Source organism: Streptomyces harbinensis, from assembly GCF_900116145.1.
Classification (GTDB): domain Bacteria; phylum Actinomycetota; class Actinomycetes; order Streptomycetales; family Streptomycetaceae; genus Streptomyces; species Streptomyces carpaticus.
The window spans coordinates 1-1925 of sequence record NZ_FPAB01000029.1 but is presented as its reverse complement, the minus strand read 5'-3'; the positions used below and the strand labels follow the sequence as shown (position 1 = coordinate 1925).

The following is a 1925-nucleotide window of genomic DNA, read 5'->3' as shown; positions in this document are numbered from 1 at the left end:
CCGCTGCCGCTCCGCCAGCCATCGAGCACCACCAGGAGGAGGACACCGGGGAGGAGTTCGAGGCGGTCAGCGTCTACGACCTCCAGCCAGGAGACCGGATCAAGCTCAACGATGACGACGCCCCGGTACACCTGGATGACCTCCACTTCACCGAAGAAGACGATTCCGACGTCGTGGAGCTGGAGTACACCACGCCGACCGGAGACGCAGAGGTAGCCACCCTGGACGCCGACGCAGCGGTATACCGCTCCATCTAGAGCCGAGCAACGGAGGGCCCCGGGTAGACCGGGGCCCTCCGTGTAGGCTCATGCGTGAGGCCCGGGGCACCAACACTGCCCCGGGCCTCACCAATACCGCCCGACCGTCTACCGGCTGACAGCCTCCGCCGGGATCACCCCCGTCGCCACCAGCTGCCGTAGATGCCGCTGGCAGCTACGCACCCCCACCGTCACCCGCTCATCCCGCGCCACGACATGGCCGTTCACCGGCTCTCCGCGCTCCAGCAGATCCCGCACCACCTCAGCCACAGCAGCAGCCGTCTCGGTCCGCTGCGCCGCCTCCTCCGCATCCTCCCTGCTACGCCGCTCCGTCCCGGTCTCCACCGTGCCCCCCTCCCACAGGGCCGGAGCAGGCTCCGGAGAGTCCTCCGCCACAGCCTGCGGCAGCACCGGCCGACCAGTCCGGGTAGTCGTCGTCTGGGGCACCGGCTGCCGCTCCACGGCGTACACCGGCACGTCGTACGGAGACGTCACACCGGCCACCGGGACCACCATCGACCCGGCAGTGACCGGGGGGAGGCTCCGCAGCGGCGCCCATCCGGCGGTGCCAGCCACCCGCGCCGCCAGCAGCCGTACACCGCGCAGGCCCGCGCGCTCCCGCGCCTCACGCGCCTGCGCCCTGTGCTCTCCCGCAGCGGCCCAAGCCGCGCCCACGGTACGCAGGGACTCATCGGTGATCGTGAGCGACCACGCAGCCCATGCCGTCGCCGGGTACCGCATCCATCGGATGAGGCCGATCCGCGGTCGTACCTGCGCAGTTCGGCCCTTGCGCCGCGACTCCTCGCGGTGCAGCAGGGAGGCGTACAGCTCCCACAAGATCATTCCCACGATGCTCATCGTCGCGAAAGCGACAGCCGGCTGCGTCGGCGAGAACTCGGGCCCGCAGTGGTGGGCGTAGTTCATCGCCGCCGCCGCCGCCGCGAAGATCCACGTGAACACCCGGTAGATCAAGCCGCCGTCACCGATCTTCTTCGCCTGGTGGTACATCCATCCGGTAAAGGCGGTGGTCAACTCCCACGCCCCTGCAAAACCGATGGCAAACACCGTGTACCAACCGAACGCGGTCCTGGCATAGTCCATCTGGGACCACCACGCCACTGCCATGGGCGCCAGGATCGGCACGGCCACCAGCACCCGCCGGGCGTTGTTCCGCGTGAACTGCCCGACCCGGCCCGCGATGCGGGCCGCACGCGCGGCGCGCTGCTCACGCCGCCGACCCCGCGCGGCCACCCGCGCGGCCCGCAGTACTTCCCTCCGTTCCGTCCTCACCTTGGCCTTTGCGAGCCTCCGCTGACCGCGCGACGTCGCCCGGTCCATCAGCGCCTCGGCCTCCTCCCGCAGCTGCGCCGCCTGGGCTCGCTCGGCCGCAGCCTCCTCCCGCAGCCGCGTTGCTTCGGCCTCCGCCGCCGCCGCCCGGGCGCGCGCGCCTGTCGTGTCCCGCTCGGCATCGCGCCGCGCACGCGCCGCCTCCTCCCGCGCGGTCCCCGCCTCGGCCTCGGCCTCGGCCCGCAGTGTGTCAGCGTCCCGCGCCGCCGCGCGCCGTACCCGCTCTGCTTCGGTGGTGGCGTCCCTCAGCAGGCGGTCAGCGTCGTCCCGCGCCGCCTCTACCACCGCGCCGGCCTCGGCGCGCAGCCCCTCGGCCTCCCG

Annotated in this window: 1 protein-coding gene and 1 pseudogene; one reads left to right on the top strand and one right to left on the bottom strand. The window is 72.3% G+C overall.

The window, feature by feature from the left end; all coding sequences use genetic code 11:
• On the top strand, nt 1-257 hold a 257-nt coding region (locus BM385_RS27435), incomplete at its 5' end, for a hypothetical protein (RefSeq protein ID WP_175543124.1).
• Between the two features lie 108 nt (nt 258-365).
• Here BM385_RS27435 and BM385_RS27430 read toward each other — a convergent pair.
• Nucleotides 366-1925, bottom strand: a pseudogene (locus tag BM385_RS27430) (hypothetical protein); the annotation flags it as partial.